This window comes from Ensifer sp. D2-11, assembly GCF_054161295.1.
The window spans coordinates 3,005,976-3,026,944 of sequence record NZ_CP096433.1; the positions used below are offsets into that span (position 1 = coordinate 3,005,976).

20 protein-coding genes, 1 other RNA gene and 1 pseudogene are annotated in these 20,969 nt (G+C 64.3%); 8 read left to right on the forward strand and 14 right to left on the reverse strand.

Annotated elements, in window-relative coordinates; genetic code table 11:
- Positions 1-177: 177 nt before the first annotated feature.
- From M1D34_RS14450 to ffs, 6 genes are all read right to left on the reverse strand, one after another.
- A complete protein-coding gene (locus M1D34_RS14450; RefSeq protein WP_003533407.1) occupies positions 178-1,416 on the reverse strand; it encodes a lytic murein transglycosylase in 1,239 nt (412 codons plus the stop codon).
- 37 nt (positions 1,417-1,453) lie between these two features.
- Positions 1,454-2,059 (reverse strand): recombination mediator RecR, encoded by a 606-nt coding sequence (recR, locus tag M1D34_RS14455; RefSeq protein ID WP_003533410.1) that lies wholly within the window; start codon positions 2,057-2,059, stop codon positions 1,454-1,456.
- Between the two features lie 51 nt (positions 2,060-2,110).
- Entirely contained in the window at positions 2,111-2,722 is a 612-nt protein-coding gene (locus M1D34_RS14460; protein ID WP_003533411.1) for a LysE family translocator, read from the reverse strand.
- A gap of 75 nt (positions 2,723-2,797) precedes the next feature.
- A complete protein-coding gene (locus M1D34_RS14465; RefSeq protein ID WP_003533413.1) occupies positions 2,798-3,121 on the reverse strand; it encodes a YbaB/EbfC family nucleoid-associated protein in 324 nt (107 codons plus the stop codon).
- Positions 3,122-3,229: 108 nt separating this feature from the next.
- On the reverse strand, positions 3,230-5,110 hold the full coding sequence (locus tag M1D34_RS14470) for a DNA polymerase III subunit gamma/tau (RefSeq protein ID WP_498779603.1): 1,881 nt from the start codon (positions 5,108-5,110) through the stop codon (positions 3,230-3,232).
- A 97-nt stretch (positions 5,111-5,207) separates the two neighbouring features.
- An RNA gene (gene ffs, locus M1D34_RS14475) (signal recognition particle sRNA small type) lies at positions 5,208-5,305 on the reverse strand.
- Between the two features lie 64 nt (positions 5,306-5,369).
- On the opposite strand from ffs, the gene M1D34_RS14480 reads away from it, so the two are divergent.
- From M1D34_RS14480 to M1D34_RS14495, 4 genes are all read left to right on the forward strand, one after another.
- Positions 5,370-5,816, forward strand: coding sequence for an HIT domain-containing protein (locus M1D34_RS14480; RefSeq protein ID WP_013844995.1), 447 nt, complete (start codon positions 5,370-5,372; stop codon positions 5,814-5,816).
- A 2-nt stretch (positions 5,817-5,818) separates the two neighbouring features.
- On the forward strand, positions 5,819-6,799 hold the full coding sequence (gene nudC, locus M1D34_RS14485; protein ID WP_003533418.1) for an NAD(+) diphosphatase: 981 nt from the start codon (positions 5,819-5,821) through the stop codon (positions 6,797-6,799).
- Between the two features lie 6 nt (positions 6,800-6,805).
- Positions 6,806-7,498 carry a helix-turn-helix transcriptional regulator gene (locus tag M1D34_RS14490; RefSeq protein WP_027990396.1) on the forward strand — a complete coding sequence of 231 codons (693 nt, stop codon included), beginning with the start codon at positions 6,806-6,808 and terminating at the stop codon, positions 7,496-7,498.
- A gap of 92 nt (positions 7,499-7,590) precedes the next feature.
- Positions 7,591-7,959 (forward strand): VOC family protein, encoded by a 369-nt coding sequence (locus M1D34_RS14495; RefSeq protein WP_027990397.1) that lies wholly within the window; start codon positions 7,591-7,593, stop codon positions 7,957-7,959.
- Positions 7,960-8,090: 131 nt separating this feature from the next.
- Here the strand turns inward: M1D34_RS14495 and M1D34_RS14500 are convergent, their stop codons facing one another.
- The 3 genes from M1D34_RS14500 to M1D34_RS14510 all read right to left on the reverse strand — a co-directional run bounded on the left by M1D34_RS14500 (position 8,091) and on the right by M1D34_RS14510 (position 10,030).
- Complete coding sequence (locus M1D34_RS14500; RefSeq protein ID WP_498779607.1) at positions 8,091-8,228, reverse strand: DUF1127 domain-containing protein; 138 nt, start codon at positions 8,226-8,228, stop codon at positions 8,091-8,093.
- Between the two features lie 170 nt (positions 8,229-8,398).
- A complete protein-coding gene (locus M1D34_RS14505) occupies positions 8,399-9,253 on the reverse strand; it encodes a prephenate dehydratase (protein WP_003533422.1) in 855 nt (284 codons plus the stop codon).
- 24 nt (positions 9,254-9,277) lie between these two features.
- On the reverse strand, positions 9,278-10,030 hold the full coding sequence (locus tag M1D34_RS14510; RefSeq protein WP_107607897.1) for a 3-deoxy-manno-octulosonate cytidylyltransferase: 753 nt from the start codon (positions 10,028-10,030) through the stop codon (positions 9,278-9,280).
- A gap of 155 nt (positions 10,031-10,185) precedes the next feature.
- Here M1D34_RS14510 and M1D34_RS14515 point away from each other — a divergent pair, with 155 nt between their 5' ends.
- Together M1D34_RS14515 and M1D34_RS14520 are read left to right on the forward strand one after the other, a co-directional pair.
- Entirely contained in the window at positions 10,186-10,965 is a 780-nt protein-coding gene (locus M1D34_RS14515) for a c-type cytochrome (RefSeq protein WP_498779610.1), read from the forward strand.
- A gap of 171 nt (positions 10,966-11,136) precedes the next feature.
- Positions 11,137-12,234, forward strand: coding sequence for a branched-chain amino acid aminotransferase (locus M1D34_RS14520; RefSeq protein ID WP_028011506.1), 1,098 nt, complete (start codon positions 11,137-11,139; stop codon positions 12,232-12,234).
- A gap of 221 nt (positions 12,235-12,455) precedes the next feature.
- Here M1D34_RS14520 and M1D34_RS14525 read toward each other — a convergent pair whose 3' ends face one another.
- Positions 12,456-13,400 (reverse strand): AEC family transporter, encoded by a 945-nt coding sequence (locus M1D34_RS14525; RefSeq protein WP_003533430.1) that lies wholly within the window; start codon positions 13,398-13,400, stop codon positions 12,456-12,458.
- A gap of 203 nt (positions 13,401-13,603) precedes the next feature.
- Between M1D34_RS14525 and M1D34_RS14530 the strand changes: the two genes are divergently transcribed.
- A complete protein-coding gene (locus tag M1D34_RS14530) occupies positions 13,604-13,873 on the forward strand; it encodes a BON domain-containing protein (RefSeq protein ID WP_010968434.1) in 270 nt (89 codons plus the stop codon).
- Positions 13,874-13,886: 13 nt separating this feature from the next.
- On the opposite strand, the gene M1D34_RS14535 is transcribed toward M1D34_RS14530, so the two are convergent.
- The gene (locus M1D34_RS14535) at positions 13,887-14,813 is read right to left on the reverse strand and encodes a LysR family transcriptional regulator (RefSeq protein WP_153313213.1); all 927 of its coding nucleotides are present in this window, start codon (positions 14,811-14,813) and stop codon (positions 13,887-13,889) included.
- A gap of 132 nt (positions 14,814-14,945) precedes the next feature.
- On the opposite strand from M1D34_RS14535, the gene M1D34_RS14540 reads away from it, so the two are divergent.
- Complete coding sequence (locus M1D34_RS14540) at positions 14,946-16,424, forward strand: MFS transporter (RefSeq protein ID WP_498779613.1); 1,479 nt, start codon at positions 14,946-14,948, stop codon at positions 16,422-16,424.
- An 86-nt stretch (positions 16,425-16,510) separates the two neighbouring features.
- Here M1D34_RS14540 and M1D34_RS14545 read toward each other — a convergent pair whose 3' ends face one another.
- From M1D34_RS14545 to M1D34_RS14555, 3 genes and pseudogenes are all read right to left on the reverse strand, one after another.
- Entirely contained in the window at positions 16,511-17,671 is a 1,161-nt protein-coding gene (locus tag M1D34_RS14545) for an FAD-dependent monooxygenase (RefSeq protein ID WP_498779615.1), read from the reverse strand.
- A gap of 11 nt (positions 17,672-17,682) precedes the next feature.
- Positions 17,683-19,683 (reverse strand): TonB-dependent receptor, encoded by a 2,001-nt coding sequence (locus M1D34_RS14550; protein WP_498779617.1) that lies wholly within the window; start codon positions 19,681-19,683, stop codon positions 17,683-17,685.
- Positions 19,680-20,953, reverse strand: a pseudogene (locus M1D34_RS14555) (MFS transporter). Before M1D34_RS14555 ends, M1D34_RS14550 begins: the two are co-directional and overlap by 4 nt.
- Between the last annotated feature and the right edge of the window lie 16 nt (positions 20,954-20,969).

The following is a 20,969-nucleotide window of genomic DNA, read 5'->3' on the forward strand; positions in this document are numbered from 1 at the left end:
CGGGTTTAACCCGAGGACTAACCCTCTCCCCGCATGCGGGGAGAGGGAACGTGGCACCGTGAAACGCTGGTGATTATGATGGCCGAGGCGATCGCCGCTTGTGCCTTCGCCCCGCCTGCGGGGAGAAGGTGCCGGCAGGCGGATGAGGGGCGGACGCATGCCGCACCCAACCGAAGATCACCGCAGCTTTGCTTTCAGCGAAACATCCGGAAAGCAGGTCGGCTCGAGGCCGCTCTTCGCCTGCCAGTCGCCGAGCGAGCGGCGCGTCTTGTAGCCCGGCAGCCCGTCGGCCTTGCCGACGTCGTAGCCTTTCGCGACCAGCGCCTTCTGCATGCCGAGAACATCGGATCGCAGCATGCCGCCGACGTCGCCCCATCTGCCGCGGAAGGCACCGCCGCCGGAAGCGATGCGATCGGCCAGATTGCCGATGTAAAGCGCGTAGAGATCGGAATTGTTGTATTCCTTGATCACGTAGAAATTCGGCGTGACGATGAATTGCGGTCCATGGGTCCCCGCCGGGACGAGCATCATGCCTGCGGCGGCACGTTCTGCTGCCGGGAAGGCCTTGCCCGAAATGCGGCCGATCCCCATGCCGGCCCATTCGGCGATCGGGCGGGCAAGGTCCGGGCCCTCCTGGGCGCAGGAGACGCCCGAGGGGATCGCAACCTCGAAACCCCAGTCGCGCCCGCTCTGCCAGCCCTTCTGCGCCAGATAATTGGCAATCGAAGCGAGGCTGTCCGGCACGGAATTCCAGATGTCGCGGCGTCCGTCCCCGTCGAAATCGACCGCATATTTCAGAAAGCTCGAAGGCAGGAACTGCGGCTGGCCCATGGCACCCGCCCAGGAGCCGCGCATCTGCGCCTCCTTGACGTCACCGCTGTCGAGAATGTGCAGCGCCGCGATCAGTTCGCGCCGGAAAAGCTCCGGCCGGGTCGACATGAAAGCCTTGGTCGCCAGCACATCCATGATCGGATGCGGGATCTTCGCCCGACCGAAGCCGGATTCCTTGCCCCATATGGCAAGGACGATCTGACCGGGAACACCATAGGTCCGCTCGATCCGCTTCAAGGTCGAGGCGTGGGCGGAGGCGAGGCTGCGGCCCGTCGCAGCAAGACCCTGCAGGCGCTTTTCCGAGAAATAGGACCCGGGAGAGGAAAACTCGGCCTGGCTCTGCTTGCGCTGCTTCGGTTTCGGGAAGCCGGGCGGCGCGAGGTCGGGCAGATCCCAGTCGAGCCTGACGCCCTTGAAGGCTGCTTCGAAGGCCGCGTTCGATATGCCGGCCTTCTTCGCCTCCGGCCAGAGATCGTTTCGAAGCCACTGCCGGAACTGCGTTTCGACGTCGGCCTTGGAAGCGGCGAAGGAGAAGGTGGCGAAAGACAGGCAGGCCAGGAGCAGAACGGAAAGGAATCTCAGCATCTCTTTTCCTTGAAACTGAAGCTGCGGAGGCGAATGCTCAAATCACCGTTCTCGCCCTAAGCGCGGCGGCCAGCGTTCCCTCGTCGAGATAGTCGAGCTCACCGCCGACGGGCACGCCATGGGCGAGGCGCGTGATCCTCACCTCCATGCCTTCGAGTTGATCGGTGATGTAGTGCGCCGTCGTCTGGCCCTCGACGGTCGCGTTGACGGCGATGATCAGCTCGCGCACGCCACCCTTGGCGACGCGGTCGATGAGGCCCCTTATGTTCAGATCCTCAGGCCCGATGCCGTCGAGCGGCGACAGCGTGCCGCCGAGCACGTGATAGGCGGCATTCATGGCGCCGGCGCGCTCCAGCGCCCAAAGATCGGCGACGTCCTCGACCACGATGATCACCGCCTGGTCGCGCCGTTCGTCGGTGCAGACGGTGCAGGGGTCGATGGTGTCGACATTGCCGCAGCAGGAGCAGATCTTGACCTTGCGATGGGCTTCGCCCATAGCCTCGGCAAGGGGGCCGAGCAACTGCTCCTTCTTCTTGACGAGATGCAGCGCCGCGCGGCGCGCGGAACGGGGCCCGAGGCCCGGGACTTTCGCCAGGAGCTGGATGAGTTTCTCGATTTCCGGACCGGTGACTCGCTTTGCCATGCCCGGCTTTTAGACCAACCGTCTATCGCCGCCAATCGGAATCGTAGCGCTTCAGCGGGTGGCGATAGCCACCGCCGCGCCGGCCATCGTGCCCGCACTGGCACGGTTGACGATCCTGACTGCACGGCGGCTCTTGAGAAACTGCCGTGCCTTTGCGGCCATCAGCACCCAGGCGAGATCGATGACGACGAGGACGACGAACATGGTGGCGACCAGCTCGGCCCAGCCGAAGAGGCCGACCGAGCCGAGATCGATGATTGAGGGCAGCAGCGCCACATAGAACATCATGATCTTGGGATTGCCGAGCGTAACCGTCAGCCCGGCGAAGAACATCTTCGATGCCGATCGCGACTCCGGCAGGCTTTCGCCCGGCATTTGCGGCTCAGCCGACCACATCTTCCAGGCGAGGAAGAGGAGATAGGCGACGCCCGCCCATTTGATTGCGACGAACATCCAATGGAACGTCTCGGCGATCGCCGCGAGACCGGCAACCGCAAAGGAAAGCCAGATCGCCTCGCCGATCCACATCGCCGAGAGGAAAGGCAAGACGTCGCGCGCACCCTTGGACAGCACCCGGGCGACAAGCGCGGCAATGCTCGGCCCCGGCGACCCGGCGGCAATCAGCAGCGCCCCGGCAAAGACGAGCAGCGATGCGACGGTCATGTCATTCCCTCCTCCGGAAAACGGTCCGCAAGATAGCACGCATCCCGGCTGGCGCCAGCCTCTGCGGGGCGAGGATCAGAACGGCAGCTTCATGCCCGGAGGAATCGGCAGCCCGGCCGTCAGTTCGCGGGTCTTTTCCGCCTGCACCGCCTCGGCCTTGTCCTTGGCATCCTTATGGGCCGCGACGATCAGGTCTTCGAGGATCTCGACATCGTCTTCCTTGAAGAGCGAGGGATCGACCTTCAGGCTCTTCATGTGGCCCTTGCCGTCGAGACGGACGGTGACGAGCCCGCCGCCGGAGGTGCCGTCGATTTCGAGCGCGGCGATCTCCGCCTGCATCTTCTCCATCTTGGCCTGCATTTCCTTGACCTTGCCCATCATGCCCATGATGTCGCGCATCGTCGTCTCCTGTTCTCTGGTATTCTTTGTCCCTATGCACTTCCGGACGGAAAACCGTTACACATTTTTCCTGGAAATGCTCTGAAGCGCCGCGTCTGTACGACGCGGCTACTCGATGTCGTCGCCCGGGACGATGTCGCCGTCCTCGGATTCGGCCGCGGCCGGAGCGAGGCTCTCGAGCTCCTCTTCCGCCGCGCGGATGCGCACGTCGGTGATCCTGGCCCCGGGAAAGCGCGCAAGAATGGCAGCGACGTCCGGGTCCTGGCGCGCATCGTTGACGCGCTGCTCCTGCGCGCGCTGCTCTGCCTCGACAAGGGTCGGCTCGCCCTGCTCCCGGCTGTAGCTCACGACCCAATGGATACCCGTCCATTCCTTGAGCTTGACGGCGAGTTCGTTCAGCAGCGTCTTCGGTGCGTCGTCGGGCAGATTGACGTCGAGCCGGCCGGGTTCGATATGCGCGAGCCTCAGGAAACCGCGCACCATCGTCTTCAGCTTGATGTCGCGATTCTTGGCGCAGAGATCGGCGATGTCGCCGATGGAATTGACGGGAACCTTCGGTTCGGGCTTCGCAGCGGCGCTCGCGACCGTGCGCTCTTCGATGCGGCCGACACTGATCGGCTGGGGCGGCGCGGAGCTCGGCACGGCGCGCAGCATGGTCGCGCCATTACCGCTTGGACGCGAGACTGCCGTCTCCACGGCGCGAGCCTCGACGGGGGTGCCTGCAGGCGCCTGCGCACCGCCGCCGCCACCACCGCCGTTCGGGGCCGGGCGACCGCCGCCTTCGCCGCCCGAAAGATCGAGAAGCCGCCGCGCGGCCTCTTCGGGCGAAGGCAGATGGGCGGCATGGGCGAGCCTGATCAGCACCATCTCGGCAGCACCTGCGGGGCGCGCCGAGCTCTCCGCCTCGGGAATGCCCTTGAGCAACATCTGCCAGACGCGCGAAAGCGTCGTCACGGCAACGCTGCCGGCGAATTCGGCCCCGCGCGTGCGCTCGATCTCGCTCAGCGACTGGTCGTTGACCGCGTCCGGCACATATTTCAGCCTTGTCACGAGGTGGGTGAAGTCGGCAAGGTCGGTGAGGACCACGGTCGGATTGGCGCCGGCTTCGTATTGCGCGGCGAACTCGTCGAGCGCGCCGGCGACATCGCCCTTGATGACATGCTCGAACAGGTCGACGATCCGCGCCCGATCGGCAAGGCCGAGCATCGAGCGCACGGTTTCGATCTCGACCGAACCGCCGCCATGGGCGATCGCCTGATCGAGCAGCGACAGGCCGTCGCGCGCCGAGCCTTCCGCTGCCCGCGCCACCATCGCCAGCGCCTCCGGATCGAAGGGCACGCCCTCCTTGCCGAGAATGGTGGAGAAGAGGCCGACCAGATCGGAAGCGCTGATGCGCCGGAGATCGAAGCGCTGGCAGCGCGACAGGACGGTAATCGGAACCTTGCGGATTTCGGTCGTGGCGAAAATGAACTTCACATGCTCCGGCGGCTCTTCGAGCGTCTTCAGCAGGCCATTGAAGGCCTGCGTCGAGAGCATGTGCACTTCGTCGATGATATAGACCTTGTAGCGCGCGGAGACCGGCCGATAGCGTACCTGCTCGATGATCTCGCGGATATCGTCGATCCCGGTATGCGAGGCGGCGTCCATCTCGATCACGTCGACATGGCGGCCGTCCATGATCGCCTGGCAATGTTCGCCGGGGACGCGCAGGTCGATGGTGGGCTTGTCGATCTCGGCGGTCTTGTAGTTCAGCGCCCGTGCCAGGATACGCGCCGTCGTCGTCTTGCCGACGCCGCGAACGCCGGTCAGCATGTAGGCCTGGGCGATGCGGCCGGTTTCGAAGGCGTTGGTGAGCGTGCGCACCATCGGCTCCTGGCCGACCATCAGGTCGGAGAAGTCCTTGGGGCGGTATTTGCGCGCCAGAACACGGTAGGCGGCCGGTTTCTCGATGGGTAAAATCGGGGATGAAGTGGGCGCTTCGTCGCTCATCGACCCTGCCGCTGTTCGAACTCTTGCCCCGACAGGGACAAAGAAAGTGGTGCCCCGACAGGGACGAAGAAGGTGGTGTCCCGACAGGACGGAGAAGGTGGGAGGCTGGCACGATGACCCGTGCCGGGGCTCGTTAGGGCTGCTTCCTTCCGGACCTGACCCGGTTGGCGAGTGGCTCGTCCACCACCAACCTCCCGGCTTTCATATCGGCAATATCCGCAGCAAATGCAAGCCAAGCCTTCAAAAAACTGGTATCGATATGCAAAACAAAGCGAATCCGTTTGATGCCGAGGAGAATTTCTTGACGACCTTCACGCTTGACGAGCGACTTGAGCGCGACGGCATCCCGATCGGCACGCTCGGGCTGTGCCAGATGCGGCTGATGAACGATCGGCGCTGGCCTTGGCTGATCCTCGTACCCCAGCGCGCCGACATAAAGGAGGTCTTCGAACTGACTCCGCTCGACCAGGCGATGCTGACCTTCGAGACCAATCTGGTGGCGGCGGGCCTGAAGAAGGCGACCGGCGCCGAAAAGATCAATATCGGCGCGCTCGGCAACATCGTCCGGCAGCTTCACGTGCATGTCATCGCCCGCCGCGAAGGCGATCCGAACTGGCCGGGCCCGGTCTGGGGCTTCGGCAAGGCCGAGCCGTGGCCGGAGGAGGAGCATAGGACATTCGCAGCACGCATCATGGAAAATCTCTGAGCATGACGAAAACGATCTTCGATCTTCACAGCCCGCACCCCGAGCCGAGCACGCTCGTCGCCTTCGCGGAGAACCACCTGGATCGCAAGTCCGAGCATCGTCCCGACGATTGCATCGAGGCGGCGCTCAAGCATCCCGGCGCGCATTTCCTGGCTTTCTCCGGGGCGAAGCTGATCGTCAAGCACGACGAGAAGATCATCGATCCGCTTTTCGCGCCCTATGAACTGGCGGGGCTCGAGCCGACCATGGACGATGCGGTCCTGCTCGGCTTTCTGCCGAACGGCGAGCCGCGTCTTGCCGTGCCTTCGGGGCTGACGGAGGAGACGGTGCCGGAGCCCTTCAAGATCGCCGATGCCCGCATGCTCTATCGCCAGCAGATGCTGCCGGAGAACCTGCTGGGACAGTTTGCACAAGCGTCGAGCCTGATCGTCTGGAACGCCGGCAACCGGTTCTGCGGCCGCTGCGGCGGCCCGATGGACGGTGCGGCCGGCGGCTACAGGCGCATCTGTACGGCCTGCGGGCACATGGTCTTCCCGCGTACCGATCCGGTCGTCATCATGCTGACGATCGATATCGAGCGCGATCAATGCCTGCTCGGCCGCAGCCCGCATTTTACGCCGGGCATGTATTCCTGCCTCGCCGGTTTCGTCGAACCGGGCGAGACAATCGAAAATGCGGTGCGGCGGGAAACGCTGGAGGAGTCCGGCATCCGGATCGGGCGCGTGCGCTATCATGCGTCGCAGCCCTGGCCGCTTCCCCATTCGCTGATGATCGGCTGCTATGCGGAAGCGAAGTCGACCGCCATCAAGCGCGACGAACAGGAACTGGAAGACGTCCGCTGGTTCACGCGGGCGGAAACCGAGGCGATGCTGGAGCGTGCCACGGGCGTCGCCGACACCGGAGACGAGCACATTCCGCCGCCGAAGGGCGCCATTGCGCACCAGCTCATGCGCGACTGGCTCGCCTGGCCCGAGCGCAGCTGAGGTGCCATGTCCCGATCGGAACGCCTGCTCGATCTCATGCAGGTGCTGAGGCGTTATCGCCAGCCGGTCAGCGGCCGGCGGCTCGCCGAGGAAACCGGCGTCAGTCTCAGAACCCTCTACCGGGACATAGCCAGCCTGCAGGCCCGGGGCGCGCACATAGAAGGCGAGCCCGGCATCGGCTACGTGCTCAGGCCCGGCTTCATGCTTCCCCCCATGATGTTTTCCGAGGAGGAGATCGAGGCGCTGGTGCTAGGGTCACGCTGGGTCGCCAAACGCGGCGATCCAAGGCTCGCGGCCGCAGCCGCCGATGCGCTGGCGAAGATCGGCTCGGTGCTTCCGGCGGACCTGAAAGAGAAACTCGAGCATTCGACCCTACTGGTGGGCCCGCGAAAACCGGGTGGCGAAACGATCGACCTCAGCCTCTTGCGCAAATCGATCCGCAGCGAACACAAGCTCGCACTGCGCTACGTCGACAATGACGGCCGCGATAGCCGCCGGACGGTCTGGCCCTTCGCACTTGGTTTCTTCGAAGAGGTCCGGGTGCTCGCGGCCTGGTGCGAACTGAGGCAGGATTTCCGGCATTTCCGGACGGACCGGATTGCAGAAGCGGCGATGCTCGACGATCGCTATCCGCGCCGCCGCCAAGCCCTGCTCAAGGACTGGCGCGCCGTGAACAGCATCGATCCCGCCGGAATCTGATCCCCGGAGATTTCTTTGCTGCCCCGCACACTGCTGACAGAAACTGGCAGCATGCCGGGCTAGCCTTCAGGTCTCGAAACAAGGAGACCATCATGGCAACACCCAATCTCATCGTCCTCTACGTCATGGACCCACCGGCCAGCGTCGAATTCTACAGGAAGCTTCTGGGCAAAGAGCCGACCGCCACCTTTCCGACCTTCTCATCCTTCGAGATGCAGGACGGTTTCGTTCTCGGCCTGTGGGCAAGGGAGAAAGTGCAGCCTCAGCCTATCGGCGACGGCAGCCGAGCCGAAATCGCCTTCATGGTAAAGGGGGAAGAGGCTGTGCGTGCGCGTTACGAGGAATGGCGCGCAATGGGCCTGCCGATCGCCCAGGAACTGACACGGATGGATTTCGGGCCGACCTTCGTCGCACTCGATCCGGACGGGCATCGCCTGCGTGTCTGCCTTTACGACGAGTAGCCATGCCGCGTGAGAAACGTTGAACGCCCGTAAGCAACCATGCGTATAAAACGCTCACACCCCGCACGGAGGCGGGGTGTGGAAGACTTCGGATGTCGCGCGGTCAAATGCGGCGCGCGGTCATCCCGGTATTAGCGGCCGTAAACGGCAGCCCGAATCTGGGAACGGGAAATACCGATATCGCTCAGGGCGTGATCGTCGAGGGCGTTCAGCTCGCGGACCGCACGGCGCATCTTTACGTATTCCGTAATCTTCTGACGGATTTTCATCTTTTTAGCTCCTTCTTTGTACGAGAGCTAAATAGGCATTTGCCCAAGATTTAAGTAGTTCCATGATTGCAAATTAGGCATGCACTGGACGCGTAGCCGGTTAACGAGTTTTGCCATTTTCTTGTGCCGCCCCGAAGGTGGCGTGGGTCGGTCGAAACCGCACCGCGTGGTCAGAGCACGCCGCGCATCGGATGCGCCGGATAGGTGCCGAGGATGCGCACATTTTCCGAGAAGAAGCGCAGCTCGTCCATCGCGTGGCGCACGCCTATATCGTCCGGATGCCCCTCGATGTCCGCATAGAACTGGGTGGCCACGAACTTGCCGCCGAGCTGGTAGCTCTCGAGCTTGGTCATGTTGATGCCGTTCGTCGCGAAACCGCCCATCGCCTTGTAGAGCGCCGCCGGGATATTGCGCACGTTGAAGACGAAGGTCGTGATGATCAGTTCGTCCTTCGAGGTGCGGGCGACCCTGCTCTCCTCTCTGGACAGCACGACGAAGCGCGTTACGTTGCTGTCGGTATCCTCGACGTTCTCGGCAATGATGTCGAGGCCGTAGAGGTCGGCGGCAAGGCGCGGAGCAAGCGCCGCCATTGAGCGGTCGCCCACTTCCTTGACGAGCTTGGCGGCGCCGGCCGTATCGCCCGCGACCACCGGCTTCCACCCGTTGGCACGCACGATCTTGCGGCACTGGCCGAGCGCGTGGATATGGCTGTGCACGGTGCGGATTTCCTCGCGCCCGACGCCGGGCAGCACCATCAGCTGGAAGCGAATCGGCATGAAATATTCGCCGACGATATGCAGGCGCGATTCCGGCAGGAGGTGATGGATGTCGGCGACGCGTCCGGCAATCGTGTTCTCGATCGGGATCATGGCGAGATCGGCCTCGCCGTTTTCCACCGCCAGGAAAGCGTCCTCGAAGGTCTGGCACGGCAGCGGTTCCATCGACGGGAACATGTCGCGGCAGGCCATGTCGGAATTGGCGCCGTAGTCGCCCTGGAATGAAATCCGGTTGGTCTTGGCGGTCACTTTGGTCCCCTTGCTGTCGGAATGTCAGACGCGGGCGGAAAGGATGCGGCGGGCCTTGTCGAGATCGGCCGGCGTGTCGACCCCGAGCGGCACTGAGTCCACGATCTCGACATCGATGCGCATGCCCGCTTCGAGCGCCCGCAATTGCTCCAGCGATTCGCGCTTCTCGAGCGACGACGGCTTCAGCGAAACGAAAGTCTCCAGCGCCTTGCGACGATAGGCATAAAGCCCGATGTGGTGATAGAGGGGCCCTTCGCCATAGGGCGCGGTGGCGCGGGTGAAATAGAGCGCGCGAAAGCGACTGTCGGAAAGCGGGGAGCCGACGACCTTGACGACGTTGGGATTGGTCTTTTCGTGTTCGTCGGTGATCGCCACGGTCAGTGTGGCGATGTCGGTCGAGGGATTTTCCAGCGGCTTCAGCGCGGCACGAATCGGACCGGGCTCGATGGTCGGAAGATCGCCCTGCACGTTGATGACGATTTCCGCTTCGCCATGCGGATCGGCCTTCAGGAGCGCCTCGTGGATCCGGTCGGAGCCGGACTGGTGATCGACACGCGTCATGATCGCCTCGAAGCCGGCGCCGGTCACGGCCGCGAAGACATCGGGATGATCGACCGCCACCACGATCCGCCCGACCTCGGCTTCCGCCGCCCGCCTTGCCACCTGCACGATCATCGGCAGGCCGCAAATATCGGCAAGCGGCTTGCCGGGAAGGCGCGTCGACGCCATGCGCGCCGGAATGAGTACGAGGGTTTTGCCCGATTGTTCACGATTCATCGTCCGGCCTTCAAAAACCCGGAGAAAGTGTCAAAACGTCTCACTCCGGGGTTGATAATCTCTGTTGCAACGCAGAGCCAAAAGACATAGGTTCCGCGCGATTTCAAGATGGGCCGGCTTTTTGTTTGTGCCGGTGGCTAAGGGAGCGTTTGCAGATGAATCCATATGTGAACATGGGTGTGGGTGCCTTGTTGGGTACGGTCTTCGTTCTGATGTCCGTATCCATTGCGTCGGAAGGCATTTTCCATTCCGAAGCTCCCGAGAAGGAAGGGTTCGCCATCGTCGCCGAGGAAACGGCAGGCGAGGCGGGTGCTGCCGGCGGCGAGGAAGCGAAGTCCGAGCCGATCGGGCCGCTGCTCGCCAGCGCCGATGCCTCCGCCGGCGAGGCCGTGTTCAAGAAATGCGCAAGCTGTCACACCGTGGAGAAGGGCGGACCGAACAAGGTCGGCCCGAATCTCTGGAGCGTCGTCAACCGCCCGGTCGCCTCGCATGAGGGCTTCAGCTATTCCGCAGGCATGCAGACCTTCGCAGAAGGCGGCAAGGTCGTGTGGGACTACGATCATCTGAGCTACTTCCTCGAAGCGCCGAAGAAGCACGTGCCCGGCACGGCGATGGGCTTCGCCGGCATCAAGAAAGTCGACGAGCGCGCCAACCTGATCGTCTGGCTGCGTGAGCAGGCGGACAGCCCGGCCCCGCTGCCGGACGCCGGCGCGGCAGGCTCGACCGAGGCGGCACCGGCTGCTGGTCAGGAGGGACAGGCCCCCGCCGCTGCCGAAGGTGCCGCAGCTCCCGCTCCAGCTGAAGGCGGTGCGGCCCCTGCAGCCACTGAAGCCAGCCCGGCCCCGGCTGAAGGCGGAACAACTCCCGCCCCGGCTGAAGGCGAGGCTGCTCCGGCAGGTCAGACCGGCGCTCCAGCGCCGGCTCCGGCAAACTGATTGCGGCCAGCACACGGCCAGTCTACCTGAAAACCCGGTCGGTCGATCGGGTTTTTTCACATCCCGCAGGTGTGATGAGCCTGGCCGCATCATGATATAGAATGGCCTCCACCATTCGACATATGCAATGCGAGCGACACCAACCGCTCGGAACGAAGGAGCAGACGACAGATGACCGGTAGCGGTGAGCAGACTTTCCTGTTCGAGCAGAACCCGACCAGAGTGGCGACCAGCGAGCGCGATGCGCTGCTTGCGAATCCGGGCTTCGGGCGCGTGTTCACCGATCACATGGCGACGATCCGCTATTCCGAGGGGCGCGGCTGGCACGATGCGAAGATCGGCCCGCGGAAGGCGTTCGATCTCGATCCGTCGACACTGGTGCTGCACTACGCCCAGGAGATCTTCGAGGGTATGAAGGCCTATCGCCTGCCCGACGGCGGCGCCACGCTGTTTCGTCCCGATGCCAATGCGCGCCGTTTCCGCAACTCCGCCCTTCGGCTCGCAATGGCGCCGCTGCCGGAGGAGCTGTTCGTCCAATCCGTGCGCGAACTGGTTCGTATCGACCGCGACTGGATACCCGCCGGCGAAGGAGCCGCGCTCTATCTCCGGCCGTTCATGATCGCCACGGAAGTGCTCCTCGGCGTGAAGCCTTCGGCTGAATATCTCTACTGCGTCATTGCTTCCTCGGTCGGTTCCTACTTCAAGGGCGGCGCCCCGGCCGTTACCATATGGGTTTCGGAGAATTACACCCGGGCAGCGCCCGGCGGCACCGGCGAGGCCAAATGCGGCGGCAACTACGCCGCGAGCCTCGCGGCGCAGGCGGAGGCGATGCAGGAGGGCTGCGAGCAGGTGGTGTTCCTCGACGCGGTGGAACGCCGCTTCGTCGAAGAGCTCGGCGGCATGAACGTCTTCTTCGTTTTCCGCGACGGCTCGCTGCAGACGCCGCCGCTGACGGGCACGATCCTGCCGGGCATCACGCGCGATTCGCTGATCACGCTTGCCCGCGATATGGGGCTTACGGTGCGCGAAGAGCCCTATGCCATCGACCAGTGGCAGGCGGATGCGGAAAGCGGCCGCCTCACCGAGGCCTTCGCCTGCGGGACGGCTGCGGTCGTAACGCCGATCGGCAAGGTCAAGGGCCGCGAACACAGCTTCACCATTGGCGACGGCGGAGCCGGTCCGGTAGCCAGCCGCCTGAAGTCAGCCTTGCTCGACATCCAGAACGGCCGCGCGCCGGACCCGCATGGCTGGCTCGACCGGCTGTTCTGAGCACAGCCTTCGGTCCGGAATGCCGCCCCTATCCGCCTGCCGGCACCTTCTCCCCGCAGGCGGGGAGAAGGGACAAGCGGCGCCAACTGAACCCCGCATTCGCCGCCCGCCCGAGGGAGCGAGCGAGCGCGGCATATCCCTTCTCCCCGCCTGCGGGGAGAAGGTGGCGGCAGCCGGTTGAGGGGCAGGGGCAGAACTCGAGCAGGCGAGTGGGCACCCAGTCACATCAGCAGATAGGCCCATACCGACACGCTGACGACGCCGAGTGCGGTGGTCAGCGTGATGGTCGAGGAGGCGAGTGCGTGCCCGACATTGAAATGGTTGGCGATCAGCCAGGCGTTGACGCCGGTCGGGACGGATGAGGTGAGAACCAGCGCCGCGGTCCAGCTGTCGTTCAGGCCCAGCAGGTGGCAGGCGGCGAAGACGGCGCCCGGCAGCACCAGGAGCTTGAGGGTGCTCGTCACGGCCGCGAGCCCGGTATTGCCGGCAAGGCCGTATTTGTCGAGCGCCATGCCGATCGAAACGAGCGCTGCGGGCGCTGCCACGCCCGCAAGCTGATCGACCACGATCTTCACCGGCCCGCCGAGGGGTTGTCCGAGGAGATGGAAGAGAGCGCCGAAGGCAAGGCCGATCACGAGGGGATTGCGGACGAGATTGCGGGCAACTCCGCCCATGAGCTTCCAGATGCCCTGCCCCGGTGCACCGGTCGTCTGGCGTTCCGCACGCTCCATCATCACCGTTCCGGCAATCATCATGACCGGCAGATGGACGGAGAGCAGGATCGACAGCGCAACGATCCCGTCTTCCCCGACAAGGCGGGAAACAAGGGGCAGGCCTATGAAGACCGTATTGGCGAAGGCTGACGAAACGCCTGCAAGCACGCCCATGCGCGCGTCCCGGCCGAAGCCGAGCGTCGCCGCCAGATGGCCGATGGTCCAGGTCACCGCGACGCCGGAGAAATAGGCGACCCAGAGCGGCCAGGGCGACCCTTCCTTGAAATCCGCCTCGGCGATGGTACGGAAGAGAAGCACCGGCACCGCGACGCGGAAGACGAAATCGCCGAGCGCCTCGCCGACGGCCGGCTTCAGGTAGCCGAGCCGGACGATGAGCCAGCCGGTCAGAATCAGGACGAAGATCGGTAGAACGTTCAGGAAGACGTCGGACATGGAAGAGCCTTGATGGGTTTCCAAGCCATAGCCCTGTTCGAGCCGCGGAAGCAAGGGAGGCGCATGCTGCAGGTCTCCTTGATTCGAGGACAACCCAAGCCAACATGCAGCAATTACAGATGAATCAGCGCGAGCGCGGTCATGCGCGACCGGAACATTCCGGGGCTGCCAAGCGTTGCGATCAAGGACGGGAACGACCAGAAATGCCGAGCGAATACCCGAACTATTCTCACAAGGACGACGATCCTCATCTGACCGATGACGATCTGGCGGAGAAAGTTCTGCACTTCCTTCGCTACGCGACTGCGATCGATACGAGCGATATGGAGGTGATCGCTTTAGGCAACATCGTCGTGCTCTCCGGTACGGTTGGAAGCGAAGCCGACATCGCCTCTGCCGGCGAGGCAGCCGCCTCGGTCATCGGTGTTTCGAGCGTGGAGAACGGCCTAAGGGCGCGCGAAGGTAGAAGTTGAAGCGCGCCGCTTCTCAACTTGCCGAGGCCGGCATGTCTGAGCCTTGCGCAATGCAAACCTCGCGAATGCAGCCGCGCAGCCAGCGATGCGCCGGATCGGCATCGAGCCGCGGATGCCAGAGCAGCGAAACCGTGATCTGCGGTAGGGAGAAGGGCAGCGGAAAGCTGTGCATTCCCTGACGCAGGGCGCTCGTGTGGCGTTCAGGAACGCTGGCGATCAGGTCCGAGGAACGAGCCAGCGCCAGGGCGCTCGAAAAGCCGCCTACGATGGTAACGATCTCGCGCTCCAATCCGATCGACTCCAGGGTATCGTCGATGCCGACAGCCGCCTTCTCCGGCCCCCGCCGTGAAACAAGGATGTGCCTGCCGGCGGCGTAGCGGGCCGGCGTAACCTCGTCCCCGCTCAAAGCGTGGCCATTGCGCACGACGCCGATGAACCGGTCCCGGAACAGAGCCTGCGTCCGCAACTCCGGCCCCGTCGCCTCACCCACCACACCTGTCTCGAGATCGACGCTCCCGTCCCGAAGCGGGCCGCTGCCCTTGTCCGACTTCTGCACGAAGGCCAGGCGTACCCCGGGGGCTTCCGCGCCGAGCCGTGCAAGGAGGCACGGCCCGAAGTTTTCGACGAAGCCGTCGCTGGTTCGCAGCGTGAAGGTCCGGACGAGCCGTCTCAGATCGAGTTTCTCCTGCGGCCGCAGGACGGCTTCCGCCTCCTCCACCAGCCGGCCCACCTTCTCGCGCAGATCGAGGGCACGCGGCGTGGCAACGAGGCCGCGCCCAGCCCGAACCAGAAGCGGGTCGCCGGTCGTCTCGCGCAATCGCTGGAGAGACCGGCTCATTGCCGAGGGACTCAAGCGCAGCCGCTTGGCTGCGCGCGCGACGCTGCCTTCTGCGAGCAGCACGTCGAGGGTGACGAGGAGATTGAGATCGGGCTTCGGCATGCAACGACAGTAGCACAGGTTTCATCCAGGCACGGCGTCAAATGCACGAGTGAAGTGCAAATCGTGCGTGTTCCGCCATGACGGTCGCGCGGCTAGCTTCTCCTCGGAATGCTTCAAGGTCCTCAGGAAGGAATGTTCATGCCGAAACCAGCCGTTGCCGCAGCAGACGATGCCGCCGGTGGAAATCCGCACACGGGCGCCTCGGCCGGATGGGCGCTCGCCAGTCTTTCGCTCTCCATGCTGCTGTCCTCGCTCGGCACCAGCATCGCGAATGTCGGCCTGCCGAGCCTCGCCACGGCGTTCTCCGCCTCGTTCCAGCAAGTCCAGTGGGTCGTCCTCGCCTATCTCCTTGCCATCACCACCCTGATCGTCGGTGTCGGCCGGCTCGGCGACATGGTCGGGCGCCGGCGGCTGCTGCTTGCCGGAATCCTGCTGTTCACGGTGGCTTCGGGGTTGAGCGGCGCTGCACCGAGCCTGCCGCTCCTCATTGCCGCCCGGGCGGTTCAGGGGCTCGGAGCGGCGGTCATGATGGCGCTCGCCATGGCCCTGGTCGGCGAGACCGTGGCGAAGGAAAAGACCGGTGGCGCCATGGGCCTGCTGGGCACCATGTCTGCGATCGGCACCGCGCTGGGGCCGTCGCTCGGTGGCGTTCTGATCGCCGGTCTCGGCTGGCAGGCGATCTTCCTCGTCAACGTGCCGCTCGGCGCCCTGGCCTTTCTTCTCGCTCGTCGCTCGCTGCCAGCCGATCGCCAAGGGTCTGCGGCGGAGCGCGCTGGCTTCGACGTTCCGGGCACGCTGCTGCTCGGCCTGACGCTCGCCGCCTATGCACTCGCCATGACGGTTGCGCACGACAGTTTCGGTCTGCTCAACATGGCGCTCCTGACTGCTGCCGTCGTCGGCGCCGGTCTCTTCGTACTGGCCGAGCGGAGAGCGACCTCCCCCTTGATGCGGCCCGAGGCTCTCCGTGACCCGGTGCTCGGTGCGGGGCTTGCCATGAGCGCACTCGTCTCGACGGTGATGATGGCAACGCTGGTGGTGGGGCCGTTCTACCTCTCGCGCGCGCTCGGGCTCGGCGAGGCGCTCGTCGGGATCGTCATGTCGGCGGGTCCGGTCGTCTCCGCCCTGAGCGGTCTGCCGGCCGGCCGTGCCGTTGACCGCCTGGGAGCCCCGTTCGTGATCGTCACAGGCCTCCTCGCAATGGCCGCCGGCTCATTCGCCCTGTCGGTGCTTCCGGAGATGTTCGGCGTCGCCGGCTACCTGGCCGCGATGCTCGTCCTGACCCCGGGTTACCAGCTGTTCCAGGCAGCCAACAATACGGCCGTGATGGTGGATGTCCGCCCGGATCGGCGCGGCGTCGTCTCCGGCATGCTCAATCTCTCGCGCAATCTCGGGCTCATCACCGGCGCATCGGTCATGGGAGCCGTCTTCGCCTTCGCATCGGCTGCACCCGACATCGCGGCCGCACCAGCCGTGGCCGTTGCCGCCGGCATGCGGATCACTTTCGCAATCGCGGGCGCCCTGATCGTGAGCGCACTCGTCATCGCGCTCCGGAGCCGCGCTCTCTTCATGCGCGCTTGCGCCGGCGCGGCACTACGCGATGAAGGTCGGTGAGGTACGCTTGCCGGCACCATCTTGCTTCCTCCAGAGCGGCATGAAGCGCGTGCGGTTTTCCGCCTTCTTCTCGAACAGCCCGGCACCTATCGCACATCCAGTTCGAGTTCCTCGGCCGACATCCGTCGTGCGAGAAATCCGGCAAACGGCCGCGAAAGAAGGAGCGGGAGGGTCCATGACTGGATGCGCAGGCCGAGCTTGCTTTCCGGTACGAAATGGCCACCGATGCGGCGCGACGTGGCCTGCATCCTCGTGACCATCGGTTTCAGGCGGGATTCGTAGGCCTCGAATGCCTGAGCATGCGGCTTTGCCGCCAACTCCGACGCGAGAATCCAGGCGCCGGCTAATGCGGTGGACGTTCCCTGACCGGACAGAAAGGTCAAACACCAGGCCGCATCTCCCAGAAGCACCACGCGGCCGCTCGACCATCGGGGCACCTCGATTTGTGCAATCGTATCGAAGAAACCCCGCTGCCAGTCGACCGGCGTCGAGAGCGCCAGCGAAACGGGATGAGACCATTGGCCGAAGCGCTCCATCAGCGTCTTCTGCCGCGCCTCCGGAGCCACGCGCCCGGTCGAGGAATCGCGCCAGCAGAACAGGGTCGCGGCAGTTCCGTCGCCAACCTCGTAGAGCCCGCCCTGGTGATCGACGTCCATCATGCCGACGAAGCTGGAGTCGAGCGGAGTGGCTAGCGGCATTCGCCATGCGGCCGCGCGAAAACCCAGAGGCCTCAGAAAGGTCTCATGCGGGCCGAAACACATCTGGCGGATCGCGCTGCGCCAGCCATCCGCTCCCACGACGATGTCGAAGCTTTCCGTCGAGCCTGTCGACAGCACGACATCGACACCGTCTTCCCTGTTTGCGAGCGCGGTCACCGTCGTCCCGTATCTCAGATCGGTGCGATCCCCGACGGCCTCGAGCAGGACGTCCTGTACGGCGTCCCGCATGATGGAAAACATCTTGCCGTTCACCGCCCGCGCCAGAGCATGATAATTATAGGAGAAGAGGCGCCGGCCCTCCGGGCTGCGATATTCCGCCGTGCCCAGGGAAACGGCGCGCGCCCTGAACGCGTCGAGGAGACCCAGCCGTTCCGCCGCATTCCAGCCATTGACGTGAACACCTATCGCATAGCCGGCGGCGCGGTTCTGCTCGGCCCGTTCAACGACCACGGCCGTCATGCCATGTGCCCGCAATGCTGCAGCGAGGGCGAGACCCGCCGGTCCCGCGCCGACGATCAGGATACGCATCGTTTCTGCTTTCAGAACTTGAAGCTCACACGGCCGCCGAAGGCGCGCCCGGTGCCAAGCTGATAGAGATTCCCGTAGGTTGCTTCGGTGAAGCCGTAGACCGCATACGTCTCGTCGAAGACGTTGTTGACGAACACATCGGCGACCACCTGCTCACTCACTTTCCAGCTCAGGCCAAGATCGACCAGGAAGAACCCCTTCTGGCCAATGGTATTGGTTTCGTCGAAGAACACTGATCCGGCATAGGTCATTCCCGCACGAGGAATGAGCTGTCCCCAGCCTTCGGCCAGATCGAATGCGTAGTCCAGCGCGAGATTTGCCGTGAATTCCGGTGCGTAAGGCACCCGATTACCGGTGTAGTCGATGCCAGGATTCACCGAGTTCTCGTATCTGGTGAACGTCGTGCGGTTGAAGCCGAGGCCTCCGGCGATGCCCAGCCGCTCGGTCGGATTGGCGCGGACGGCGAGATTGATGCCCTTCGCGGTGACTTCGCCTGCGTTCTGAAGGTACTTCAGGTACACATCGCCGACGAACAGCTGATAGTCTTTCGTCACATTGTAGTAGGCTGAAAGCGACGCCTCCAGCGATCCGTCGAGCGCTCTGTACTTGATGCCGGTTTCGCCATTGTAGGTGTTCTGCGGATCGTAGGTGAAGGCGATGTTCTCGGGCGTCACATTGCGGGTGAATCCGCCGGCCTTGTAACCCGTCGAGAACAGGCCATGCACGCGCCATTCGTCGTCAAGCGCGTAGCTCGCGCCGAGCTTGGGCGAGACGCCGCCGAAGCTGCGCTCACCGGCGATCGTCACGGCGCCGTCGGCACGCGCCCATGCCTTTTCATAATCGAACCGGAGGCCCGGCGAGATGTCGAGCCTGTCTGTCGCATGCCACGCCAAGTCTCCGAATATTGCATAGGAATCGATCGTCTGCTGCGAAACCTGACCGATCAGCGGGGTCCGCCGCTCGAAATCGAGACGCTGCCCGTATACGCCAACCACATAGTCGAGCGCGTTGCCGAGTTCCGGATCGGAAGCGATACGCAATTCCTGGCTGAATGTCGTCTGGTCCTCGGGCGTCTGAAAACCGAGCGTGGTGCGGTCGAGCTTACGGTCCTGATAGCCGGTCAGCGCCGTGATGGTGGCGAAGTCAAGGTCGTAGGATGCATTGACCCCGAAGCTGGCGGTGTCCAGCCGGTAGCGTGAGTCGATAGGCAGTGCGATGCGGTCGTTGAACATCGATTCCATGACGAATTGCTCTTCGGTAGAATCGACGCGGCCGCGCTGGGTGCTCACCATGACATCCAGCGGGCTGTCATCGGGCGCGTAGCGCAGGCGGATGCGGCCGTTCAGGTCATCGGTTCCGCCGATCTCCTGTCCGCTGCCCAATAAGGTGTACTGGTCGGCCTCCCGTCGGAAGGTCAGGGCCGCGTCACCGTATATCACCCCGTCGATGATCGGCGTATTGAGCAGCAGGCTGGCGTCTCCTCCCTGCGTGTGCAGCGCCCCGGCGGTATCGACACGCAATTCATTGTCAGGCTTGCGCGTCACCACGTTGATGACCCCGCCGATCGCGCCGCGACCATAGAGCGTGCCTTGCGGCCCGTAGAGGAGTTCGACGCTGTCCAGACCGGCAGGGAGCAACTGGCTGAAGATCGAGGGGTCCTGGGGAAGGCCATCGACATAAAGCTGGACGCTCGGCTCATAGTAATCGACCGAGGACTGCCCACGAACGGTGACGTTGGTATAGGCGCGGTTGGAGCGGGACCGGATGTTGGTATCGACAAAAGCCCTGTCCAGTTCGCCGGCGCTGGCAATCCCTCGATCCTGCAATTCCTGCGCCTCGACGATCGCGACCGTGGCCGGCACCTCGAACGCTTCCTGCACGCGCTTCGTGGCCGTGACCGTAATAGGTTCCAGAACGGTGGTCTCCTCTTTCTGCTGCGCGCTGGCAGTGCCGGGCCAGGCGAGAGAGGAAAGCGCCAAGACGGATGCGCTGGCGAGAAGGGTTCGGCTCATGGGCGGGACTCCTGAACGGGTAAGGATGGGACGACGGCCGTCGACGAATGGCGCGGAAGGAGGATGGCGATGGATCGGGCGCGTCTCGGCGAGCGCCACGCGGCAAAAGCCAGGAGCAGGGCCGTTGCCGCGAACACGACGCCATAGCCGGCGTGCTGGGCGATGACGCCGGCAATCACTCCCATCGCAACGGCGAGGGCCGCATCGAGGCTCTGCAGAACCGCAAAATCCGTCGCTGCCTGCTCGGTGTCGGACCAGTTCATCATCATCGCGTAGAGCGCGACAAAGGACATCGCGACGGCGGCGGCCTGGACCAGCAGCAGGACAATGGCGGCGATGTCCCCCTGCCAGATGCCGAAGGCGAACAATGCGAGACCCGCAAATGCAAGAAGATTGACGGCGGCGAACGCAGCAAGCGTTCTTCCTGATCCGAATCGCTGGACGAGGGCGGCGCCGGCCAGCGCCCCGATGAGCCCGACCACAGCGCCACCGGCGCCCCTGACCCAGCCGATCGTCGCCACAGGGAAGCCGATATCCACCATGAACGGGCTGAGCATCGACGTACCGAGGCGTACGCCGCATTGATAGAGGATAAGAAAGCCGATGCCGCCGACCAGCGGCCGGTTGGAAAGGACCGCGCGGAACCCTGGCCGCCCGCGCGGTCGGGACGCATGGCGTCCAATATGGGTAGCGGCGAGCGTCGGCAGCGTAAGCACCGCGATGAAGCTGGCCATTGCCCACATCGAAGCGGCCCATCCGGCATAGGCATAGATCGGCAGCCACAAACCGCTGCCGATCAGGAATCCAAGATAGCCGCCGCCGGTGCTTGCCCCGCTGGCCTTGCCGCGGGTCTCCTGCGTCGTGGCATGAACGGCGAGAGAATCGGTTGCAACGTCTTGGGTCGCGGCAACGAAAGCCATCGCGAGGAGAACAATGGAAAGCGACGGCAGATGGGTCTCAGGGGAAGACGGGCCGCAACGCCGAAAAAGACGATCAGGGCAAGCTGGCAGACCAGGATCCAGTTGCGCTGTGTCCCAAACCTGTCGACAAGCGGAGCCCAGAGAAACTTGAGAACCCAGGGCATTATCAGGATGGCGAGAAAGCCGATCCGGTCGAGCGACACACCGGTATCGCGCAATGCGACGGGGAGCGCCGTCTGCACCATGCTTCCCGTCGCGGACTGGGCAGCGTAAAGCCCGCTCAGCAATCCGAGAACGATGTAGGGCGTGGCCCGTGTGCTCTGTTCGGCTATTCCAGTCAAGTGCAGCATTCCTGTTCGGCGAACG